This window comes from Neiella holothuriorum (assembly GCF_019457915.1).
Lineage (GTDB): Bacteria > Pseudomonadota > Gammaproteobacteria > Enterobacterales > Neiellaceae > Neiella > Neiella holothuriorum.
In genome coordinates, this window is record NZ_JAHZSS010000008.1 from 125818 (window position 1) to 147350 (window position 21533).

Below are 21533 nucleotides of genomic sequence, written 5' to 3' on the forward strand. Positions count from 1 at the left end.
CTTAGCTTGGCATCAACTTTGTTAGTTCCAGCGAGATAGAACGCTGTTCACTGGCTAACATCCAGACGCCATCTTGATGCGACAACGATAGTGCCATGTTACGTTCCGCGAAGTCTGCCAACTCGGTCAAATCGTCATCTTGAACTTGCAGTATGGTCAAATTTGGCAATGCTTCAACGAGTTGTTGATGCTGCTGCCACCACATGGTCAGTGCGTTATTGCCGTAGGCGAACAAGCTGACTTGATTGGCTTTGGCACAAGCTTTTTTTAACCGCTTGGGCTCTGGAATGCCCAGCTCGATCCAATGGTTGATGACGCCCGTGGCATCGAGTTGCCACAACGCGGGTTCGTCATCGCTACTCAGGCCTTTACAAAATTCCAAACCGTCATCGGCGCAGGCGGCAAAGGCTAACAGCCTGAGCATCATGCGTTTGTCATTTTCTGATGGGTGCTTGGCAATGGTGAGCTGGTGGTCTTGGTAGTAATGTCGTTCCATATCAGCAATGGAAATCGCAGCTTTATAAATGGTGGACTTTAGCGCCATAACGGCCTCAGATTGCTAGTGTTGAGCAAACTATACAGCATCAAAGGGGCCTCCGTTGATTGGTTTGACCGTGCTAGAATCGCCAGCAATTAACTACCGCTCACCTGATACGGCACATTGACATGATCATCAAACCAAACTGGCGCATTCTAACCATTGGTGATGGTGACTTATCTTTTTCTCTATCGCTGTGGCAGTACCATCAGCCAAGTTCATTGTGGGCAACGATCTTTGATAACCAGCATCAACTTGCGCAAAAATACGGGCTTGGTAATTTCAACAGACTCATCAACACGGCTGGCTGCCACGTGCTCTCCGAGGTGGATATTAATCAGCTGCAAAGTTGGCAGCAGCTGCCTCGGCAAGCATTTGATGTAGTGATTTTTCAGTTTCCGCTGGTGCCCGCTCTCCCTTCAAAGGACGATTACCAAACCCTAACCGAGCAGATGAGCGTTAACACGTTGAATCGCGCCTTGCTTCGCCAGTTTTTAACGCACGCCCATGATTCGTTTCTCGATCCGCAAGGTCCGCAGTTGGCTTACATTTCGTCCAAGGACGTCAAACCCTACAGCGATTGGGATATTGAGCGGGCGGTTGCCGATGGACTCGGTATTCATTACTTAGGCTCATCGCCTTTCTCTATGGCTCAATTTCCCGGCTATCGGATGCGCAATGTTGATCGGCCCGGTTGGGTGAAAGAAACCGCTGCTCGAACTTATGTGTGGAGTGGCAAGCCTCACCTCGAGTTAGTGGCTTCGTTGGAGCCATTGGGTTATCAACGCGATGATTGTTGTGGCTTGTGTCGACGAGGGCCGTTTGCCAATGACGCCGATCGACAAGCCCATGAGCGCAGCAAACGTCATCGCCAACTCACCGAGTTCGACAAGCAGTGGCAGCAATACCTTCGCCAGCATTAGCAGCTGAACGCCCTTACCAGCCGCAGAGTAGCAGTCAAAACGCAGGAAGTTTGTTTGAATTGGTTCACGAAAAACTGCTGTTTTTGCCTCCTATTTGTGCATCTTGTGTGCATGCACAATAAACCTTGTTCTTAATCAAGTGACTCGACTAACTGTTTGCTAACGTGCGTCAGATAAAGGAATGGGGCAATTCAGGCCATCAGCTGTTTGATGGTTATTGGTAGCGCCTTATCGATAGACAAGGAGAGTGCTGATGCAACTTACAATTAAACAACGGTTAATGGTTTATGTGGCCCTGATTTGCAGTATGCAGGTGATTGTTGCCATTATCGCATTTGCTAATTTAAGCCGCATAGAAAGTCACGTGAAAGGAATCGCCCATCGTGATATTCCTGCCATTTCAAATCTGACGTTGATTACCGAACACCAGCTTGAACAAGAAGTTTTGTTTGAACGGGCATTTCGCCATGCGCTGGAAATAGGTCGACAAACCAATGCAAACGAACGATTTCAACAAGCCGTTAATGACTTTGCCGGACTAAATAACACCCTGCGAGTAGAGCTCGAACAAGGTGAATTACTCCTAGAGCAGGCCATGGCTGGTGCGACTAGCGACGCCGAAAAACGTGAATTTAATGCCGCCTTTGACGGCCTTAAAACCATTCACCATCATCATGACACATGGATCAAGCATGTAGATTCGGTCTTTAGCCTGTTACGTCAGCAGCAATTCGGTGAAGCCGAGCAGGTTGCCTTAACCGTCGAGCGAGAAGCGAAGCAGTTGACGGATGAGGTGGAAACCTTGTTGCTGCAAATAGAGCACTTTACCGAAGCTGCGGTACTCGATATTGAGCAAGAAACGGCCAGCTTAGAGCAAACCATTTTGTCGATGGGGATCGTTCAGACGCTGATTGCCATTGGACTTGCTTGGTTACTCATTCGATTTATTGCTGGCGGGCTTGCATTGGCCGACCGCGCTGTGCGCTTTTTGTCTGAGGGGAACTTTGCCGAACCGATTGACAACCAACAGGCCGGAGAAATTGGCTCGCTGTTAAAGCATATGGAATCAATGCGATTAGCTGTGGGCGACTTATTGCGTGCGGTAGCCAACTCTACCGATGAAGTCAGTGGCGCAGCAACGGCATTGGCCCATTCGAACGTCTCAGTGCAAGACAATATTCAACAGCAAACAGAACAAACCGAACAAGTTGCTGTTGCGGCCAATGAAATGGCGGCAACCGCGGCGTCGATTGCTTCTAATTCGTCATTGACCCATCAATCAACGGAGCAAGCCGCTCGCCAGTCTAGTGAGTCTGAACGCATCAATGATCAAGCAAACGATTATACGCGCCAGTTAATTTCAAGTTTGAGCAGCACCGCTGACGCGTTGGTTGAGCTGGACCAAAATACAGACACCATTGCGTCAGTTTTGGACGTGATTAAAAGCATTGCCGAGCAAACCAATTTACTGGCGCTTAATGCGGCCATTGAAGCTGCACGGGCCGGAGAGCAAGGCCGAGGGTTTGCCGTTGTTGCCGATGAAGTGCGCCATTTAGCCCAACGCACGCAAGAGTCCACGTCGGAAATTGAAACCATGATTGAGCAGTTTAAGCATGGCTCTCAACAAGCGGTTTCGAGTATGAAGCAAAGCCAAGATCTCGGCGAAAAAACGATCGAAGCGTCGGAGCAAGCATCGGAATTAATGGTTGATGTGAATCGTGCGATTGCCGCATTAAACGACATGAACATGCAAGTTGCGAGTGCGGCGGAACAACAAAGTGCAGTCGTGGAAGAGCTCAATCAGAATATTGATGCGGTTAAAGTGGCGGCAGAAAATAACACCAGCGAGGTCAGCACGGTTGCTGCAACAAGTGAAGAGTTAAGCACCACCGCTTTGAACCTCAATGAGTTGGTACGAGCTTTCAAGCTTGAGCAGTCCCCTCAGTCTGCGCAACGCATGACGGCAGCAGATCGGGACTTCGCATACGCCCAATAACACGATGCTAGCTAGTAATAAAAAAGCCCAGCTCGAATGAGCTGGGCTTTTTTCGTTAGCCGGTCAAATGGTTGAACAGCATTACTTCATCGCACTAGGCAGTGGAAAACCGCGATCGCGCATCAAGGCTTCAACGTTTGCATCGGCACCACGAAACGCGCGATAAGCCTCTGCTGGATCAACCGAGTTTTGCACGGAGAACAGGTGCTGGCGTAACTTCTCTGCCATCGCTTCGTCGTAGTAACCGCCAGGCGCTTCGGCAAATGCTTCGCCAGCATCCGAAGTCAGTACTTCCGCCCACATGTAGCCGTAGTAACCCGCCGAATAACCTTCACCCGAGAAAATATGACCAAAGTGAGGCGTGCGATGACGCATGACAAGCTCGGTCGGCATGCCCATTGCAGTGAGTGTATCGCGCTCAAATGCATCGGGATCGATATCCGTTGGATCGGTGGTGTGCAGTTTCATATCGATTAACGCAGAAGCCAGATATTCCGTCGTGGCAAAGCCTTGATTGAATGTTGCGGCATTCTTAATTTTCTGCTGCAGATCGGCCGGCATTGGTGCGCCAGTGTCAACGTGAGTCAGGAATTGACTAATCACTTCATCAGTACTTAACCAACGCTCTAGCAGTTGAGATTGGAATTCCGTGTAATCACGAACGCCGCCATTCAACGTAGGGTAGGCCACGTCAGAACTTAAATAGTGAAGCGCATGACCAAACTCGTGGAAGAAGGTTTCGGCGTCATCCCAAGACACAAGCACTGGTTCGCCCGGTGAGCCTTTTACAAAATTGGAATTGTTAGACGCTAAAACCACTGGCTTATCATCGGTCAACAATTCATGACTGCGATAGGTTGTCGCCCAAGCGCCAGAGCGCTTACCTTCACGAGCAAATGGGTCTAAATACCATAAGCCAACCAATTCGCCGGTTTGTTTCTGTGTTACTTGCCAAACGGCCACATCGTCGTGGAATACAGGAACCGAGCCGTCAGTAATTGGCGTGAATTCAAAGTTAAACACTCGGCCAGCTACATAGAACATGGCTTCACGCAGTTTATCTAACTGCAGGTATTGTTTGACTTCGTTGGAATCGAGGTCGTATTTAGCTTGGCGCACCTTCTCAGCATAGAACCGGTAATCCCAAGGCTTGATGGTGATGTCAGCGCCGTCGGCATCGGCAATCGCCTGCATGTCCGCCACTTCTTCGGCAACGCGAGCAATGGCTGCTGGCCACACTTGCTCCATCAGTGTCATGGCATTATCTGGGTGTTTCGCCATGCGATCTTCTAATCGCCACTCGGCATAGTTGTCGTAACCTAATAGCCCAACGCGCTCGTCACGTAGTTTCAGAATCTCGGCAATAATTGCGTTGTTATCGTGCTCGCCGCCGTTATCACCACGGCTGTAATAATTGGTCCAAACCTGCTCACGGAGTTCGCGCTCTGTGGAATAGGTTAAAAACGGTGACATTGACGAGCGCGTGTTGGTGATGGCGTATTTGCCAGCTTCACCTTTCGCTTCAGCCGCAGATGACGCCGCTTTGATGAATGATTCAGGTAAGCCGCCCAACTGCTCTTTGGTGAGGTAGACCACATAGCTTTGCTCATCGTGCAGCACGTTGTTACCAAACTGGGTGTGTAGCTCTGCTAATTGCGCTTGAATGTCCGCGTAGCGTTGCTTGGCTTCGCCTTCTAGCGTGGCACCATTGCGAGCAAAACGGTCATAAGAAATTTGCGTCAAGCGCTGTTGTGCTGGCGTTAAAGTGGCAAATTCTTCGCCTTTATAGACAGCTTCAATGCGTTGGAATAGCGCTTCATTTTGCGTGATTTTAGAACGGAATGCTGACAACTTAGGCACAATCTGGCCCTGAATTTCACGGAATTCAGCTGACGACATGTTTGACCGCCAGATACCGTAGTAGGGGTATACGCGATCTAGGGTTTTGCCTGATTTTTCCATGGCCACAATGGTATTTTCAAATGTGGCTGGCGCTTGTTGTGTGGCAATGGCATCAAATTCTGCCAACTGCTCGGCAATGCCTGCTTCCATGGCTGCTGGCAAATCTACCATGTTCATTTTATCGAACGCCGGTACGCCTTTGAATGGGCCTGTCCAGTCTGCTAATAAGCTATTGCTGGTTGATTGTTCTACGGTGCTTGAAGTGGGCGTTTGAACTTGATTTTGGCTGGTTTCTTCCGATTTGCTTGGCGCTTGGCCACAGCCGGATAAAACGGCTAGTGCCGCGCTACAAGCCACTGCTATCAGTGTTTTTTGCATGGTATTCCCTGTCAGTCATGATGAAAAAGCGAAAGCTCTATTGGCTTCGTCGTGTTGTTTTTGAGGCGTTTTTTGTTGGTTATAGGGGCGGGAACAATGGGGAGAATAGGTCATCCATTGGTTCATCGCGCGTAACACGCCAGACAGGATTGTATGCAATCTGGTACCGCATTAGCAGCACCAGATCCATGATTGCGATATTAAAGTGTTAAAAAATGTAAGTGGGCAAGATTACATTGGTGGCAATAGGATTTGGAGAAGTGAGTCATCAGGGTTGAGTTGTTCGTCGACCAATGGGAAGTCGTTTTTATAATTCCAATGAGCCCAGGCGATATCGTTTTCGTCAAAAATCTCGATGAGATCTCGATACCATGCTTGCCGCAGCGCTAGATGGGTTGTTGGAAATGCGCCGAACTCACCGCAATATAACTGCAAATTATGTGCTTGCGCGACGGCTACAGCTTGCTCGATATGCTTGGCCATGATGGCTTTATCGTATGGGCCATTTGCGCCCTTTAAGTGATCGGCCAACACCGAATCTAACTTGGCAAGTTCCTCAGACGGTACCGTTTCACCCGGATACTGAACCGGCCCCGCATAGTCTTTTATGTGGGTCCAAGGTGCACGATAGTGGGTGAGGTTAAACGGGGTGTAGTAATGAAAACTGAGAATAATGTTGGGATCGTTGGCTGGCACCTGCAGTGCGGCGAAGGTGTCAACTTGCTGCCAGCGATTTGAACCCATGATGATGGTGCGATTCGGTTCTAGCTTGCGGATTTCTGCGATCACCCAATTAATCAATTTGTTCCAATCTTCATTGTCGTCGGCAACGGCTTCGTTCAACGGTTCGTAAGCAACCTTCGCCAGCGGGTATTGTTTCAGCTCTGCTGACAACTGTTGCCAAAAGCTGATGTATTGCTCCTGAGCGGCTCGGTCATGCCAAATCTTTTGTGAATCTGGTCGATTAAAGTGGTGAGCGCGCAGCACATGTAAGTCAATGATGACCCGCAAATCGTGCTTCAGGCTCCAACCAATGGCTTGATGCATCAGTGCAAACGCTTCTGCTTGCTGCTCACCTTGCTCATTCCATAATTGCTCTTCATCCACAGGTAGGCGAACGTGGTCAAAGCCCAGCGCGGCTATGGTTTCAAAGTCTTTTTCTTGCATGTAAGCGACGCGTTCGGCACCGCGAATATCACTTTGTGAAAGCCAATGACTGGCGTTGACGCCGCGGTTAAGGGTGAAACTATTGGCAACATATGGCGCAGCGCTTTGCTGCTCGGAGGGTTCTGAACCTGAATTGACACAGCCTGTGATGAACACGATGGCGAGTGCGCAACCGGTCATGAGTAATCGGTTGATCTGCATGGTGGGTGGCCTTTTGTTATTAAAATGAAAGCGCGTTCATTTTAGGTTCGATGGGAGGCGTGTCATGCCATTTCTAGATAAAGTGTGAAGCGTCCGGCAATCTTCTTGCGAACTTGATACAAGGCGCTGTTTGCGAACACGTGAGTTGCAACAAACTCGGCGCTTATAAAAGTGCCTCGTCTGCTACAACCTTGTTGGTGATTATTAGGCGGACATTAACTGCTTGATCTGCTGAGCGAGCCGCAACAATTCAAAGCCTTTGACCAAATCCCAATTCATCACCGCTACCACGCCATGCATAAGGATTAAAATACGTTGGTATGCTTGCGGTTTGCGAAGCACTTCCTGATGCGCCGCTTCATAGCCCAATCGATCATAGGTCAGTAAGAGTTCGACCGAGTGCTCTTCTGGAGTACGCTCCCGAGGTTTAGGTTCATACCCTAGTTCGGCGATCACCATTTCGGCCATGGTCCAAACCGACCAAGGGTTTTGCCCGGTGATTAACTTGCCGTCTTGGCTGATTTGTTCCAAGTATTGGGCCCCTGCTTGCACCAAAGCGCCGCGTTGCTCTAGTTTGTCTTGCAGTAAAAACGGAAAAATTTGCGCGGCGTCGGGAATCAAAAACAACTCTTCTTCATTGGTAAAGGCGCTGACGCGTTTGTCGGCCACAAGCCAATTGCCGTCAGCCAAACGAACATTGACTAGCGCGGCAGGGCCATGACAAACCGCACTGACGACCCTGTCATTCTGGTACATGGTGCTGATCAGATCCTGAATTACGAGATTGTTCGGAAAGTCGAACATGGCGCCTTTACCACCCACAAAATACACCGCTTGGTAATCCAAGGGGGTAACCTCATCGAGGCGCATTGTTTCATCAAGCTGTGCTTGGATTACTTGATCATTCAAAAATGCATAATCGAAGGCGCCCATGTCGTCGCCATCAATCACCACCGGAGGCTTACCACCCTCGGGACTCGCAATATCAACCTCAAATCCATTGGCGGTAAACACCCAATAGGCACGGGCTAGTTCTGTTAGTTCGTAGCCTGTCGATTTACCGCTCTGGCCCATCTGATCGGTGCTGGTCACGACAGCGAGGATTTTGCCGCGGAACTCAGGAACCTGCTCGATCAGATAGCTTAACTCGTTCGATTGACTGCGCTTCAATGCTTCAAAGTGAGACGGGGCTGGTACTAATCCTTTTAGCCAAACCCAAGCGCCATATAGCGCGCCGAATAGAATCACGAGTGCGAGTAGTATTTTTCTAATCATGTTGCTGTCTCCAACCTGCTTTGATGTGTTGGAGTCAGCATAAAAAGTCGGAGGTGAATTCAGAGTGAAATTTGGATGGAAAATTGCGATTGGGTGAGCTGCAAATCATATTGCCATCCCAATGCATCAACAATGCGAGTCACCAAATAAAGCCCTTGGCCGATCCCTTTGCTACTTGCACCTTTCACGCCGGCGCGAGTTGCTTCGGCTGGCACACCTTGTGCTTTTTCATTGTGAAACACCATTTGATTGCCACTGGCGCGAACCCAAAGTTGGTGAGTCGAGCCGTGGGCTATGGCGTTGTTCATCAAGTTAATGAGCAACAAATGCAGTAACTCAGCATTGGCATTGATTGACAACTCATCTGCCATCTCAATATTGAGTTCGAGTTCTACGCCCGCTGCTAAGGCGCTTTGCATTCCGGCTTGCTCAACCATTGAACGTAGCATGCAGGGTTGTTGACACAGCGACTCTTGCCGAGCCAGCGCAAGCAACACATCAATCGTGTGCTGCATGTCTTGGCCCACTCGTTTTAGCTGTTGTAGATCGCTTGGTTGAAACCCTCGTTGCTCTGCTAGGGCAACAGCATTATTGAGTACCGTTAACGGCGTGCGAAGTTCATGACTAACATCGGTTGTGAAATCTTTTTCTCGCTGCAGAGCGTCGTTTAACGCATCGAAAGCGTGCTGCATCGTTTTGGACAAATAACCTAGCTCGTACTGTAATTCGGGCAAGGGTTGATTTTGTTTTACGGCTCGGGTCATCGCCATGACCGGTTGTACCGTCTTGGCTGCCATTTTATAAGCAAGCACAGCGGCAACAATAAGGGTTAAAGCGAGCCCCCAAAGAAAAATTTCGAAAATTCTGGGGCTATTGGTAACGGTCAACAGAGGCGAGACTTCCGCCAGTAAATAGCCCGTGTTGTGGTTGTCGAGGCGAAGTGTTTTGACATGGAAATGCTCATCACCAGGGGTAAAAATTTCATTGTCATCCAAGCCTTGCTCAAGCGCTTCACGAACCCATAAAGGTAATTCAGCGTAACTCGGGTAGATCTGGATAAAGTCCATTCTAGCGGGGACTAGAGCGCCGGTTTCTTGGTAGGTTTGCTCGATATGGTTCGCTTCAAATCGCAATAGGCGATCAATGATATTGTCTTCCACCACGAATGAAGCAATGACCGCTAACGCTAAATACAGGCAGCTGATACCGAGTGTGAAGCTAACAAAAAGAGCAAGTGCTTGGTGCTTGATGCTACGAATGAGGGTCATTGTTGATGTCCAGTCGATAACCTAAGTTCATGACGGTTTTAAGCATGGCGTGAGGGAAGGGCTTATCAAGCGCTTGGCGTAACGAATAGATATGAGACTTGAGCGAATCACTATCGGGAGGCGATTCGCCCCAAAGCTTGTGAGTAATGAGGGTTCGACTAACTGGCTGGGGGTAACTTTGGGCCAATAAAGTGAGCAACTGAAAGCCAATGCTGGTCAAGGTTAATGATTGCCCATCGCGCTGCGCTGTTTGAGCCGACAAATCCAACTGTAATGGACCCACTTGAATGATTTGCGATTGATGCAGATTACTCCGACGCGCTAGCGCTTGGCAGCGCAACACTAATTCACGCAAATCGACGGGCTTGGTGAGATAGTCATCTGCACCTTGATGAAATCCGGCCGACTTATCTTCAAAACTATCGCGAGCGGTCAGCATGAGTATTGGCGGCGTTACTTGGGCCTGCTGTTTTATCATCTGGCAAACTTGCAGGCCGTCGATATCTGGTAGGTTTAGATCCAAAAGGATCACGTCAAATATCTCTGCCAACGCCAAAGCTGCGCCTTGCTGACCATTCTGGGCATAGTCCACTTGCCACTGGTGGGCACCTAGAAATTCAACGATTTGCGTTGCTATCGTGGTGTTATCTTCAATCAACAAAACCTTCAATGAGCTGTCCTCAAAAAGCTGCATGCAGCCACTGTATTATTAACGAGGTGAAACAGAAGTGAAATGGTGCCGCGACGACGACATTAGATTGCGCCTGTCTCGGACTTGATTGGTAACTTGAAGCGTAATCAGTGGTTCTATTTCACTAAAAAATAACACAAAATAGTCGCTGTTTTTTGCGTGCGCCATTTGCTTCGGTTCGCTTGTTTAATCCATTGCGCGCGGCAATCATCTTCAGCCTTTTATTTTTAATGGTGTAACGAGCAAGGAGCCACGATGAATCGACTCAAGAAGGTAGGCGTAGTTTTAGTAGGATGCTACCTCGCAATCTGGGTTTTAACTTGGTTAGCCTCACCAGCCATTACGCGTTTAGTGCTGGGCGACTTATTGGCTCCGCATCAAATTCAGCTCGATAGAAACAGCTCTGTGCGCCTCAACCTGCTGAGTTCATGTGTCACCATTGATGATCTGATTTGGCATAAGAATGAACAGCTGGCATTTGAGTTGGATGAATTGGAAGCCTGCTATAGCTTGCACCGTTTGATCTTTAATGAAGCGCGGCTCAAGCGCTTGACCCTGACGGGTTTAAACACTGACGTGTTGCTACAAGATAAAACCTTTTCCATTGCAGGGGTTGAGCTAGGTAAGAATAAAGACCAAGCCGAGCAAACATCATCAACGGCAACGGCCGACGCGCCAGCGCCCAAAGGCAAGCGCTTTGGTTTAGCGGTAGCGGCACCGGAAGTTGTTCTCAAGGACATCAATGTTAACTTGCTGCATCGAGATCAATCTCATGAGCTTCACATTGAGCAGTTAAAAATTGTTCGCAGCCACTACCAAGAAGAAGTGTTGCACAGCGAATTAGAGCTGCAACTGACCTTTAATCAAGCGGCGCTCGATTTCTCGGCGGCAGTTGATTACGAGCCGCTGCAATCTTTCGGTACATTCAATATTCAACTGACGGATTTCGATCCGGCGCCATATCAATATTTACTGCCTGAATCTGTGGGCGAACTAGCCGCCAAATTGAATGTTGATCTCAACCTCGAAGTGAAGCGTCGAGGCGACATCTTCGAAATCGCTAGTGATAGCAGTGCCATTAACCTACAACAAAGCAGTTATGGCGATGACGCGATTCTGGCCGAGCTCGAAAGCCTTTCTCTTGAGCTTAATGAGCTCACCTCAACATTATCCATAGAAGCGGTTGAAGAGCTGACCGTTGATACTGGCTTTACCCTAAATCTCGATAACATACGGGTTGCTACGCAAGATGGTGCGGGCGACTTGCTTGCACTGACCAACTTACAGCTCGAGCCAAGTACGCTGTCGTTGGCCGGAGAGAAGATCTTTATCGAGTTACCTGAGTTGGCGTTATCAGAGATGCAGGCATCAGTGCGTCAACTCGACGCCGATACTCAACTTGAGCCACTCTTTCAGCTCGATGAGCTGACCATTTCCGAAGTACAAATGACCGAATCGGCAGTCGCCATTAATGACATTCTGATTGGTGAAATTCTGATTCAGGCGCAACGCGATGAGCAAGGCGAACTCATTTCATTGGTGATGCCTGGGACATCAGAAGATGCCGCGGCAAGTGATACGGACACGGCGGAGGTCGACTCAAATACACCATCTCAACCAGAGCCACAATCACCATCTCAATCAACGCCACAACCACCGCAGGAGCCAGTTGAACCTGCCAATGCGTTTGCAATTGCGCTGGGGCAGCTGAGGTTGGATAAACCCGCGCAAATTCAGTTTCGCGATGCCAGTATCAAACCTGCGTTAGAAAAAACATTCACGATTGAACAGTTACAGCTTGCTGGTATTGACAATCAACAGCCTGAGCAGCGCGCTGATGTGATTTTAAAGCTTAAGGATGAAGGCTATTTTAAGTTTGACTTTACCGGGCAGGTGGCGCCGTTTGGCGACAAGCTCGATCTGAATTTTGAATCAACGGCTACTGAGTTCCCGCTTTATCAAATTTCACCTTATGTGCGTCATGCGCTTGGATTTGACGTACTGGCCGGTCAGCTTGATGTGAGTGCATCGGGTGCCATCGAACAAGATATGCTGGACGCCGAAGTGGTCTCGAATCTGCGTGGGGCTCGTTTTGACTCCGGCTCAGGCGATCAAAACCCTGACGATTCAGGCGTGATTGGCCAAACTGCAGTGCCTCTAGATATGGCGCTTGGCATGCTTAAAGATGACGATGGCAATATTGAACTGATCATTCCGGTTGATGGTGATGTTGCCGATCCAAGCTTTGGTATGCATTACATTTTTGGCCTTATTGTTCAAAAAGCAGTGCTCAGTCAGGCGCAGAATTATTTGATCATGACCTTCATGCCTTATGCTCAAGTGATTAAAGTGGGAATGGCGGCAGGCTCTTTTGCGCTGAAGGTTCGATTTGACGATTTGGCGTATGCTCCACAGCAAATTTTGCCTGCCGAGCCGCAAGCAACCTTTATCGATCAGTTCCACGCCTTGATGACAGAAAAAGATTCGCTGCAGGTGAAAGTTTGTGGTGTTGCAACGGGGAGTGAACTGGGATTCAGCGAAGGCAGCCAATTGACGGAACCACAGCGCAAGCAGCTGTTGGATCTGGCTGAGCAGCGCGCGAATGCCTTTAAAAAAGCGGTGGTGGACAAAGGCGTTGCGTCATCGCGGATCTTGTTGTGTGTGCCCAGCTACGAGCTTGATGACACCGCTCAACCGCGCCTCAAGCTGTCGGTCTAGCGTTCACAGCTGTATAGCCGAAAACAATCAAATAAAAAGGGCGTTCGGTACAACCGAGCGCCCTTTTTTGTTTGCTAAATACTAGCCTGTGATGACCAACTCAACTTATTGCGCACGCAGGTGAATCGTTTGCATGGCACGAGCGGCAATGTCCGCAGTGTAGTGGTTACCGTCTAACGTGAGCGCCAATGTATAAGGCTGATCATTGCGATTGAACGCGACCACGGCAATGGAGCCATCGGGGTTGTGGGCTGCCGTGTAAGTTAACCCTTCAATGGCATCCCCTTCTAAACCGATGCGATGGGCATCGGGGCGGATAAATTTACTAAAGTGGCTCAGTAAGTAATACAGCGGTGTGTAAATTACTTCGTTAGTGGTGGGATTAATGAGTACCGGCGCACTATTGAAGTTATCGTATGGATTGGGCTGACCTTTGTGGCTGAGGATCACGCACCACTCCACATAGCCTTGAGTGCCATGGTTTAAGTCAGTAATGATGTCATAGGCATAAGTATCGAAGGGGATAAAGGTGCCCGCGTAATCGGTACTTAGGCGCCAATACTGACCGATAGGATCGTCGGCATCAATATCAATGCTCGACTCGGTGTGGATCATGGCTTTGCCTGGCCAGTTTTGTTGCAGCTCGGCTAACTCTGCTTGATACCAGTTATTTTCAGCCAGCTTTGAGTTGGTGTACCAATGAAAGCCGGTTCCCCACGCATACTTGGATGCATCTGGATCTTGATACGTCGGCGCAACGTAATTGTTCATCTCATCTTTGTTGTGATCGTAAATCAGCACGCGCACGCCAGCTTCTAAATCGGCGGTGTCTAGGTGGCCATCTTTCACCAGCTGCGGGCCTAAATGATCGCGTAAAAAATCGCGTGCTTCGGTAGCCGTCCAGCCATTGCTGTCCCAGCGCGCATCATGGGCATGGAGCGGTTCATTTTGCGGTGTGATAGCCCAAAGTTCGATGCCTTGTTCCGCGTAAGCCGTGATGTATTTGGAGATGTATTTTGCCCAGGTGGCGTGATACTTCGGCAGCAAGTGACCATTGGTCATTTCGGCAGTTTCGCCGGTTTTCATCCATGATGGCGGGCTCCATGGTGAGGCTATGATGTTGAAATCGGCACCGGCAATGGATTTAGCTTCCAGAATCATGGGAATTAAGTCATAGCTTGGATCATCGAGCTCGATACCGCGTACCTGATCATTTTCATCGCCGCTGAAGCCTTTCATGTCTTCATGGACTGAAAAGCTGGCCAATGCGGTATCGCCAACGTCGACGTAGCTGTAATGATTATTGGAGTAGTCACTGCTATTGATGTGGGTGCGCGTTAAGGTGAATCCTGCGCCTTCGGTTGGACTGAATAAACGTGTTAACACCTGCTTTCTGGCTGCGACTGGAATGGCTGCCAAGTTCCAAGCGGACGACTCGGTAAAGGACGCGCCAAAGCCGTAATAGCGTTGGTAAACTTGCGCCGGCTTAATCGTTAACTTAATCGCATCGGTGTTGGCGGTATTTGCAGTGCTGACTTCGGGTTGCAAGCTGGCAATCAATGCGAGGTTATCGCCCGCGTAGGAGGTCTGGTAAACATCGGCAACATAATTTGAGGCTTGTGTCGGTGGTTGGTCGGTTGCTGGCGAACAGCCAACCAATGCGCTAACAATGCAGCTTAGCAATATACTCATGCGGGTGGCGGGTGTCTGATAGCCCGGATTGTGGCTGGTCATTGAATCGTCCTTTACTATGTCCAATTGAACTTGTTGCTTGCTCGATACGCTGTCACGGCTCCGAGAATTGCCAAATGCTTAGGTGTTGGTGACCATCCTGAGGCATTAGCAAGCTAGTTATTCGTTAGCGGCAAGCAATAAAGGCCATCATGAAACCACATTGGTAGCACGGTTAGTTTGGTTGCTGTCACAAATGCTAGAAATTATGTAAGCCCTTACATGGACGTTTAATAATGTTGTTCGAGCGGTCTCATCGCGTAAATGTTGATAGAAAGGCTAAATAAAATCTTTGGCGAGCAGCGTTAAGCACAGTAGTGCCAAAATGCCGCTAAGCGACTTCCAAAAAAACACTGGATCACGCTCAATCAGCGGGGCCGCTTCATGGCGGTCGAGTAATTGGGGATTGGGTTTATTGAGATCTTCTAAGAATTCAGAAAACGATTCAGGGCGGTTGTCGACGATCGGCGAGGTTGCTCGCTCTAATGCTAAGTCAATCCAATTGGGCAGATCGGGGCGGACGGTACGCAGCGGCCGATAGCGCCAAACACTAATATCATTGGGGATCTGATAACGGCTAGCGCCGGTTTTGTAGGGTAGTTGTCCGGCGAGCATTTCATACATGACCACCGCAAGAGAAAACAAATCGGCTTGAAAACTCGCTTGTTGGTTTAGCAAATACTCAGGGGCAATGTAGTCGGCAGAGCCTTGTGGGCTTGCATTCTTCTCATGGCCAAAGTGCTCTTCTAAGCCTGCAGCTTGCACTGTTCCGAAGTCGATAAGTTTCACATGGCCATGCACATCAATAATGATATTTTCCGGCTTGATGTCGCGGTGAATCATGTCGTTACGTTGTAGCGAACGCAGCGCCTTGACCGCTTCACGGATAATATCGCGCACCTGATTCAAACTGGGTTTGGGATTATCGACCAACCACTGGCGCAGGTTCTGGCCGGGTAAGTATTCACACAGTTGATAGGCAAATTTGCTGCCTTCAGGCCGTGCATGCATGCGCATGATGTTGGAGTGGCTAAGGGATTTACCAATCCACTCCTCTTTAATAAACCCTTCTAAATAGGTGAGATCATCTGAAAAATGGGCAGAAGGGGCTTTTAAGGCAAACTGTTGACCTTGGGCGTTTTCTGCTACATACACATGACTGCGAGTGCCGCTGAATAACACATGACGTATGGTCAGGCCGTCGATTTTCTGGCCCGGCTCCATCACTGGTGGAATGGCTAGCTCCATGGCGAGGCGCTTGGCTTCACTCAATCCAGCTTCGGGCAACTCATCAACACGGACGATTAAGGTGCTGATATTGTCATCCGAACCGGCTTGCTTGGCGTGCTGGCACAGGGTTTCGCTTAATTGTTCTAAATTGCAATGGCGCGCATTACCGAGTTGATCGCACAAGCTTTGCTCTGTGAGGTGGTTGTATAAACCGTCGGTGGCTAACAGATAAACATCGCCTTCAGCCATCTCAAACTGTTTGGTATCGAGTTCGAGATGGGAGTCGATGCCCAGCGCACGCGATAACGACTCGGTGCCACCAAACGGTTGAATATGATCGCGGGTTAAGGCGCGTAAATTACCATCTCGAAGCCGATAGAGGCGGCTGTCACCCACATGGAAATACCAAGCTTGACGGCCTTTGCCAACCAAGGCGGTAAAAGTGGTGACGTAGGCTTGCGATTTCTCGTTGCGTTGATTGTGGCTGAAAAACCAATGATTAAGAGGCGATATGACGGATGCCGCTGACTTGGCTACGCTCCAGGCGTGGTTAGTGGCGTAATAGTCTTGTACAAATTGAGTGACGGCAGTTTGCGCGGCCACTTGTGATTGTTCACTGACACTTACGCCATCGGCAATTGCAGCTACAACGCCTTTTCGATTAACCAAATGAGCTGACGGGATCTGCGCGGCAAAAGCGTCCTGATTCATGGGTTTTATACCGGCGGTAGAATGCCCACCAACGGCCAGCTTCATTTGTTTCATAGCATCATCAGATAAAAAGCGGGCCGAAGCCCGCGTAAAGGTCAGTTATCATTGTTATTTATTATGTAGGGTATTCAAGTTATTAAGTGCTCTCCAGCACTTTATTTTTAAGCTTGAAGCTTTCGCAGCTCAGCTGTTTTAGTTCACTTGAATGAGTTCGACGGTGCCGTCTTCGCGTACTTCTGTCATGTGGCCTTCAGGCTCTTCCATTAGCAATAAGCAGACAAAGCCAAGAATCGCTGTAGCAGCAATCACCAAGAAGAAGGTCGACGCATCAACCATACTGAAAATGGTCAAGTAAGTTACAGCGCCAACATTACCGTAAGCACCTGTCATACCAGCAATTTGTCCTGTCAGACGACGTTTGATTAGCGGCACGACTGCGAATACCGCACCTTCACCGGCTTGGACGAAGAACGAGCACGCCATGGCGCAGGCGACGGCAATCCAAATGGGCCAGGTGGCGTCAATCAAGCTCATGGCAAAGTAACCCACAGCCAATCCAGCGGTCAGAATGAGTAAGGTTTTCTTACGGCCAAACTTGTCTGAAATTAAACCGCCACCGGGACGAGACATCAGATTCATAAAGGCATAAGCGGAAGCTACAAGGCCGGCGATGACCGGATCTAAGCCGAAGGTATCGGCAAAGAATAGCGGCAACATCGAGACCACGGCTAACTCTGAGCCAAAGGTGGCAAAGTAGAGAATGTTCAATACCGCCACTTGCTTAAATTTGTACTGGTGCATTGGCTCAACGGGCTTAACAAAGATCTCTTTGTTAACGCTATAAGCTTTGTATGAGTCGTAGAAAAACAGTGCAGTTAGGCCGATGTAAGTACCGTAGGCCGCCTCCATGCTAATCAGCGTCACACCTTTAGGCGAGAGTTTCCAAGTGAGCAATGCCAAGGCAAAGTACATGGGTAGTTTCATGACGATCAGGAACCAGAAATCGCCTTTGCTGGTGACTTCCATTCCGCCGATTTTCTTCGGTCGGAAATAGGTTGAACCCTTTGGTGTATCAGAAACAGTGTTGTAGTAAACAAAACCCCAAATAATGCTCAGCACGCCGGTGGTGGCAACGGCATAGCGCCAGCCTTCATCGCCGCCATACCAAAGAGCGATCATGGGCAGCAACATAGAACCTGCGGCAGAACCGAAATTACCCCAGCCGCCATAAACACCTTCTGCCGTGCCCAGTTCGTTGTGTGGGAACCACTCTGACACCATGCGAATACCAATCACGAAACCAGCGCCAATGAAGCCTAATAGCAAACGCGATAACGCTGCCATTTCAAAGGTAGTGGCGGACGCAAACATAAAACATGGAATGGAGCAGAGGATCAGCAAAGCAGAGTAGGTTTTGCGCGGGCCGAAGGCATCGGTCAACATCCCGATGATGATTCGTGCCGGAATAGTCAACGCCACGTTTAGGATCAACAGGGTTTTTAACTGACTACCGGTTAAACCCAGCGAATCGCCAATGGCTTTGAGCAATGGCGCGTGGTTAAACCAAACGAAAAAGGTAATAAAAAAGGCGATCCAACTCATGTGCAGGATCTTCATTTTTCCTGCCATCGAGAACAGGTTGAACTTGCTTGTGTTATCCATCATCAGGGCCTTGTTACTATCAATTTTTTAGTTGTAATCGTATTGCTCACTCCCCTTTCGACAAGCGCCAGGAGAGCGGCATTTATTGTATTGTTCGCCCCTCGGTAAGCTCAGGGCGATAGTTGTTATTCTGATTTTATTGGGATTGCGCTCGGCCTTAGATCCTTGGCACGAACGCATCAACGCTATTAAGCGGCCACTTCGACCTGACCTTCGGTGACTCGCACTGGATAGGTGGCAATGGTCACCTCGTCGTCATCCAGACAAACACCATCGTTCAGACGGAAGCGTTGTTTCAGTAGTGGCGACGCAACGTATAAGGCGCCGTTTGTTTCGCCAATCAATCCTCGTGACAACACGCTGGCTTTGCCGAATGGGCAGACGTTAGAAATGGCAAATAACTCGCCACTACCCGCCACTTTAAAAATGGCCACATGCTCGTTGCCAACTTTGGCGCAAATCCCGGTATCTGGTATCAGTACCGATTCGTCGCAAACTGAAATCCAAGAATCACTCATTTGTTATTGCTCCTAATTCTTAATTTGCGGGCTTAATCTACTAATTCGATGGCTGGGATGGCTTGCTCACCACCTGGGAAACCACGTTTTTCAGCTTCACTCGCTGGCCGACGTTGACCGCGTTCTTCGACGTATGCCAGATTTTCATCGGGGGCATCTGAGTTGATGAAATGAGCAAAGCGCTTCAAGCGTTCAGGGCTTTCGATGGTTTTCTTCCACTCACACTCGTAAGTGTCGATAACCCGCGACATGTCTTCTTCTAAGTTGTCACAAATGCCAAGCTTATCGTTGATGATGACGTCTTTGAGGTAGTCTAAGCCGCCTTCAAGGTTTTCCATCCAAACCGAGGTACGCTGCAAACGGTCTGCGGTATGGCAATAGAACATGTAGAAACGGTCAATGTATTTGATGAGGGTTTCATCATCGAGATCCGTGGCAAACAAGTCTGCATGGCGAGGACGCATGCCGCCGTTGCCGCACAGGTAGAGGTTCCAGCCTTTATCTGTCGCAATTACACCAACATCTTTGGATTGAGCTTCGGCACATTCACGGGTACAACCCGAGACCGCCATTTTGACTTTATGAGGGGTTCGCATGCCCTTGTAACGCATCTCCAGTAAAATCGCCATCGATACAGAATCAAGCATGCCGTAACGACACCAAGTGCTGCCGACGCAAGATTTTACGGTACGTAGCGACTTACCGTAGGCGTGACCCGTTTCAAAACCAGCATCGACCAAACGCTTCCAAATCGGAGGCAGTTCGTGCAACTGGGCACCAAATAAGTCGATGCGCTGACCACCGGTCAGTTTGGTGTATAGGTTATAGTCGCGGGCAATCTCACCAATGACAATCAGGCCTTCAGGTGTGACTTCACCCGCAGCCATACGCGGCACAATTGAATAAGTACCGTCTTTTTGCATGTTGCCAAGGAATACGTCGTTGGTATCTTGCAGTGGCAAATGCTCGTCTTTCAGCACGTATTCGTTCCACTGCGTGGCTAGCATCGAAGCTACGGCTGGCTTACAGATTTCACAACCGTGGCCTTGGCCATGATCGCTTAGAAGTTGTTGGAAGCTGGTGTATTTCTTCGTGCGAACAATATCGAACAGTTCTTGGCGGCTGTAATCAAAGTGCGCACAGATGTTGTTGTTGACCTCAACACCCATTTTCTCAAGCTCGGCGTTCAATACTTGACCAACCATGGCAGCACAACCACCACAGCCAGTGCCGGCGCCTGTGCACGACTTGAGATCGGCAACGGTTTGATTACCGGCATGAATGGATTCAATCAAATCACCTTTGGTGACATCCAAACAAGAACAGATTTGGGCTTCATCAGGCAGGGCATCCACGCCCATGCCGCCCGCTTCACCGTCGCTAACCGGTAAGATCAAGGTCTCTGGGTTACTCGGTAAATCCATACCTGTAAGCATGATGGGCAGCAGCGTACCGTAATCGCTGGTGTCGCCTACCATGACCGCACCCAATAGTTTCTTGTTATCGGCCGACACGATAAGGCGCTTGTAAATTTGCTCGGCACCATTGCTGTAGACATAGCTTAAGCTGCCCTGTGTATTACCGTGGGCATCGCCGATGCTGCCTACTTCCACGCCGAGTAGTTTCAGCTTGGTGCTCATATCAGCACCTTCAAATGTATCGTCGCCACCTGTTAAGTGAGATACAGCAACTTTTGCCATGCTGTAACCAGGGGCGACCAGACCAAAGATCCGGTTATTCCAGAGAGCACACTCACCTATTGCATAGATGTCCGGATCTGAGGTCTGGCATTCGTTGTTGATGACGATGCCGCCGCGTTCGCCGATGTCTAAATCGAACTGACGAGCAAGTTCATCTTGCGGACGAATACCGGCCGAGAACAAAATCATGTCTGTTTCTAGGTGAGTACCGTCTGCGAATTCCATGCGATAGCGATTGTCTTGGCCATCGACAATGTTCTGGGTGGCTTTACCGGTATGAACCTGCACACCAAGCGCTTCAATTTTTGAGCGCAGTAAATTACCGCCGGCTTCATCAAGCTGAACGGCCATGAGGCGCGGCGCAAACTCAACCACGTGTACTTCAAGACCAAGGTTTTTCAGCGCGTTGGCCGCTTCTAAACCAAGTAATCCTCCACCAACAACCACGCCAATACGGCTTTGTTTCGCCGAAGCCGTCATCGCTTCTAAATCTTCAATGGTGCGGTAGACCAAACAGTGTGGCTGATCATTACCAGGGATTGGCGGTACGAATGGGTATGAACCCGTTGCTAAAATCAGCTTGTCGTACGACTCCACATCACCTTTTTCGGTGGTTATGGTTTTGGCGGCTTTATCGATGCCTGTGACTTTATCGTTCAACAAATAGCGAACGCCACGCTCGTCATAATATTGCGGCGTGGTCATGGCTAAATCTTCGGCAGTGCTGCCTGAGAAATACGCACTAAGTTGCACCCGGTCGTAGGCAAGGCGTGGCTCTTCCGAAAAGGTGGTGATCTCATATTGGTCGCCCTTGGTATCGTTTACCAAGGTATCAATAAATTTATGGCCGACCATGCCGTTACCGACAACGACGATCTTTTGCTTGCTCATAATTTGGCCTCTAGGTCTGTTTCTTGTTATGAC

General features: G+C 49.3%; 14 protein-coding genes. 3 read left to right on the forward strand and 11 right to left on the reverse strand.

What is annotated here, in order from left to right; all coding sequences use genetic code 11:
- Window position 1: 1 nt before the first annotated feature.
- Entirely contained in the window at window positions 2–544 is a 543-nt protein-coding gene (locus tag K0504_RS08755) for a YaeQ family protein (RefSeq protein ID WP_220103801.1), read from the reverse strand.
- A gap of 122 nt (window positions 545–666) precedes the next feature.
- Between K0504_RS08755 and K0504_RS08760 the strand changes: the two genes are divergently transcribed.
- On the forward strand, window positions 667–1461 hold the full coding sequence (locus K0504_RS08760) for a class I SAM-dependent methyltransferase (protein WP_220103802.1): 795 nt from the start codon (window positions 667–669) through the stop codon (window positions 1459–1461).
- Between the two features lie 253 nt (window positions 1462–1714).
- Window positions 1715–3457 carry a methyl-accepting chemotaxis protein gene (locus tag K0504_RS08765; RefSeq protein ID WP_220103803.1) on the forward strand — a complete coding sequence of 581 codons (1743 nt, stop codon included), beginning with the start codon at window positions 1715–1717 and terminating at the stop codon, window positions 3455–3457.
- An 81-nt stretch (window positions 3458–3538) separates the two neighbouring features.
- On the opposite strand, the gene K0504_RS08770 is transcribed toward K0504_RS08765, so the two are convergent.
- From K0504_RS08770 to K0504_RS08790, 5 genes are all read right to left on the reverse strand, one after another.
- Window positions 3539–5737, reverse strand: a complete 2199-nt coding sequence (locus K0504_RS08770; RefSeq protein ID WP_220103804.1) for a M3 family metallopeptidase — start codon at window positions 5735–5737, stop codon at window positions 3539–3541.
- Between the two features lie 231 nt (window positions 5738–5968).
- The gene (locus tag K0504_RS08775; RefSeq protein ID WP_220103805.1) at window positions 5969–7105 is read right to left on the reverse strand and encodes a glycoside hydrolase family 5 protein; all 1137 of its coding nucleotides are present in this window, start codon (window positions 7103–7105) and stop codon (window positions 5969–5971) included.
- 204 nt (window positions 7106–7309) lie between these two features.
- Window positions 7310–8380 carry a type 1 glutamine amidotransferase domain-containing protein gene (locus tag K0504_RS08780; protein ID WP_220103806.1) on the reverse strand — a complete coding sequence of 357 codons (1071 nt, stop codon included), beginning with the start codon at window positions 8378–8380 and terminating at the stop codon, window positions 7310–7312.
- Between the two features lie 59 nt (window positions 8381–8439).
- A complete protein-coding gene (locus K0504_RS08785) occupies window positions 8440–9648 on the reverse strand; it encodes an ATP-binding protein (protein ID WP_220103807.1) in 1209 nt (402 codons plus the stop codon).
- Window positions 9632–10318 carry a response regulator transcription factor gene (locus K0504_RS08790; protein ID WP_225918058.1) on the reverse strand — a complete coding sequence of 229 codons (687 nt, stop codon included), beginning with the start codon at window positions 10316–10318 and terminating at the stop codon, window positions 9632–9634. Before K0504_RS08790 ends, K0504_RS08785 begins: the two co-directional genes overlap by 17 nt.
- A gap of 276 nt (window positions 10319–10594) precedes the next feature.
- On the opposite strand from K0504_RS08790, the gene K0504_RS08795 reads away from it, so the two are divergent.
- On the forward strand, window positions 10595–13057 hold the full coding sequence (locus K0504_RS08795) for a DUF748 domain-containing protein (protein WP_220103809.1): 2463 nt from the start codon (window positions 10595–10597) through the stop codon (window positions 13055–13057).
- 105 nt (window positions 13058–13162) lie between these two features.
- Here the strand turns inward: K0504_RS08795 and K0504_RS08800 are convergent, their stop codons facing one another.
- The 5 genes from K0504_RS08800 to nirB form a co-directional block, all read right to left on the reverse strand.
- Window positions 13163–14791: a glycoside hydrolase family 30 protein gene (locus tag K0504_RS08800; RefSeq protein WP_220103810.1), complete on the reverse strand. Its 1629-nt coding sequence runs from the start codon at window positions 14789–14791 to the stop codon at window positions 13163–13165.
- 276 nt (window positions 14792–15067) lie between these two features.
- On the reverse strand, window positions 15068–16783 hold the full coding sequence (locus K0504_RS08805) for a bifunctional protein-serine/threonine kinase/phosphatase (RefSeq protein WP_220103811.1): 1716 nt from the start codon (window positions 16781–16783) through the stop codon (window positions 15068–15070).
- A gap of 138 nt (window positions 16784–16921) precedes the next feature.
- Window positions 16922–18391: a NarK family nitrate/nitrite MFS transporter gene (locus K0504_RS08810; protein WP_220103812.1), complete on the reverse strand. Its 1470-nt coding sequence runs from the start codon at window positions 18389–18391 to the stop codon at window positions 16922–16924.
- Between the two features lie 188 nt (window positions 18392–18579).
- A complete protein-coding gene (gene nirD / locus K0504_RS08815) occupies window positions 18580–18909 on the reverse strand; it encodes a nitrite reductase small subunit NirD (RefSeq protein ID WP_220103813.1) in 330 nt (109 codons plus the stop codon).
- A 32-nt stretch (window positions 18910–18941) separates the two neighbouring features.
- On the reverse strand, window positions 18942–21500 hold the full coding sequence (gene nirB / locus K0504_RS08820) for a nitrite reductase large subunit NirB (RefSeq protein ID WP_220103814.1): 2559 nt from the start codon (window positions 21498–21500) through the stop codon (window positions 18942–18944).
- Window positions 21501–21533 lie beyond the last annotated feature (33 nt).

Bases quoted from the DNA above. Each gene is read 5' to 3' on its own strand.
- K0504_RS08755 (WP_220103801.1), bottom strand. From the start codon at position 544: ATGGCGCTAAAGTCCACCATTTATAAAGCTGCGATTTCCATTGCTGAT.
- K0504_RS08760 (WP_220103802.1), top strand. From the start codon at position 667: ATGATCATCAAACCAAACTGGCGCATTCTAACCATTGGTGATGGTGAC.
- K0504_RS08765 (WP_220103803.1), top strand. From the start codon at position 1,715: ATGCAACTTACAATTAAACAACGGTTAATGGTTTATGTGGCCCTGATT.
- K0504_RS08770 (WP_220103804.1), bottom strand. From the start codon at position 5,737: ATGCAAAAAACACTGATAGCAGTGGCTTGTAGCGCGGCACTAGCCGTT.
- K0504_RS08775 (WP_220103805.1), bottom strand. From the start codon at position 7,105: ATGCAGATCAACCGATTACTCATGACCGGTTGCGCACTCGCCATCGTG.
- K0504_RS08780 (WP_220103806.1), bottom strand. From the start codon at position 8,380: ATGATTAGAAAAATACTACTCGCACTCGTGATTCTATTCGGCGCGCTA.
- K0504_RS08785 (WP_220103807.1), bottom strand. From the start codon at position 9,648: ATGACCCTCATTCGTAGCATCAAGCACCAAGCACTTGCTCTTTTTGTT.
- K0504_RS08795 (WP_220103809.1), top strand. From the start codon at position 10,595: ATGAATCGACTCAAGAAGGTAGGCGTAGTTTTAGTAGGATGCTACCTC.
- K0504_RS08800 (WP_220103810.1), bottom strand. From the start codon at position 14,791: ATGACCAGCCACAATCCGGGCTATCAGACACCCGCCACCCGCATGAGT.
- K0504_RS08805 (WP_220103811.1), bottom strand. From the start codon at position 16,783: ATGAAACAAATGAAGCTGGCCGTTGGTGGGCATTCTACCGCCGGTATA.
- K0504_RS08810 (WP_220103812.1), bottom strand. From the start codon at position 18,391: ATGGATAACACAAGCAAGTTCAACCTGTTCTCGATGGCAGGAAAAATG.
- nirD (WP_220103813.1), bottom strand. From the start codon at position 18,909: ATGAGTGATTCTTGGATTTCAGTTTGCGACGAATCGGTACTGATACCA.
- nirB (WP_220103814.1), bottom strand. From the start codon at position 21,500: ATGAGCAAGCAAAAGATCGTCGTTGTCGGTAACGGCATGGTCGGCCAT.